The organism is Arthrobacter sp. Hiyo1 (assembly GCF_001263615.2).
Taxonomy (GTDB): domain Bacteria; phylum Actinomycetota; class Actinomycetes; order Actinomycetales; family Micrococcaceae; genus Arthrobacter.
In genome coordinates this window covers 79,523-80,580 of record NZ_DF952476.1, presented here as the reverse complement: position 1 = coordinate 80,580, position 1,058 = coordinate 79,523, and the positions used below count along the sequence as shown (strand labels likewise).

The window sequence follows — 1,058 nt, the reverse complement described above, 5'->3', positions numbered from 1 at the left end:
TGGATCCCGGCCCTGGCCGGTGCAGTGGTTCTTGGTGTGGTGTTCGCGTTACGGCGCCCGCGGGTTCTCAAGGTGTCGCTGATTCCATGGTCCTTGTTGCTGTTCGCTTCCGGCCTCTTTCTGGTGATGGAAGCAGCCAGGCATCTGGGGGCTCCCGTGTTGCTGAGTCAGCTGGCCGGACAAGGCCAGGGCTTTATGGATCTGGTTCGGCTTGCCGCGACGGGCGCCGCCGGTTCCAATGTCCTCAACAATTTGCCTGCGTACCTGCTGGCAGAACCGCTGGCCGGGTCGCCTGTGCGGATGGCGGCCTTGCTGATCGGAGTCAATGCGGGCCCGATCATCACACCGTGGGCCTCCTTGGCCACCCTTTTGTGGCACGATCGGCTCATGCGCATGAATGTGCTGATTACGTGGAAGGGCTATGCGATCTTCGGCCTGATTGTTGCGCCTCTGACGGTGTTCGCAGCGGTGGCGGTGCTGGCAATCGCTGGCCAGTGAGTGCGTTCGGCAGAGACGGACCCTGTCGCCGGGCGCGAAGATTCAGGACAGAATGTAGAACAGCTTGGCCGGTACCGCCGGAACTTCGATACGAGAAGGATCTGCATCATGCTCAGCCTGCAGGACATCGACAACATCGTCCTCAACGGAGGGATTGTGGTAGACGCCGCCGGGGAGAAAATCGGTTCAGTTGAACAGGTCTTCACGAGCGGTGATTCCGGGGATCCTGTGTTTGTCACCGTGCGGACCGGCTTGTTCGGCATGTCCGAGTCTTTCGCCCCGCTTTCCGGAGCCAGCATTGAGAATTCAGTGATCAGGGTGGCCTTTGCCAAGGACAAAGTGAAGAACGGCCCGCGCATCGAGAGCGACCGCGGCGTGATCACGGAGACGCAGGAACAGGAACTCTACAGCTATTACGGGCTCGCGGCGGAGGAATCCAACGATGCCGCCACGGGAACCGATCCCAAGGAAGCCGGGACGGTGCCCGAAGCCTCGGCTGGGGAGACCGAGCCCGACGGCGGTCCGCCTCACCCAGCCCCGCACGGTGCCCCGCATCCGCC

2 protein-coding genes are annotated in these 1,058 nt (G+C 62.4%); both read left to right on the top strand.

Translation table 11 applies throughout. The annotated features are described in order from the left end of the window. Positions 1–498 (top strand): ArsB/NhaD family transporter (locus AHiyo1_RS27455; protein ID WP_275937090.1); only part of this gene is annotated, 498 nt, incomplete at its 5' end. A 108-nt stretch (positions 499–606) separates the two neighbouring features. Then, positions 607–1,058, top strand: a 452-nt coding sequence (locus AHiyo1_RS25070) for a PRC-barrel domain-containing protein (protein WP_172465684.1), incomplete at its 3' end; no start/stop codon positions are given.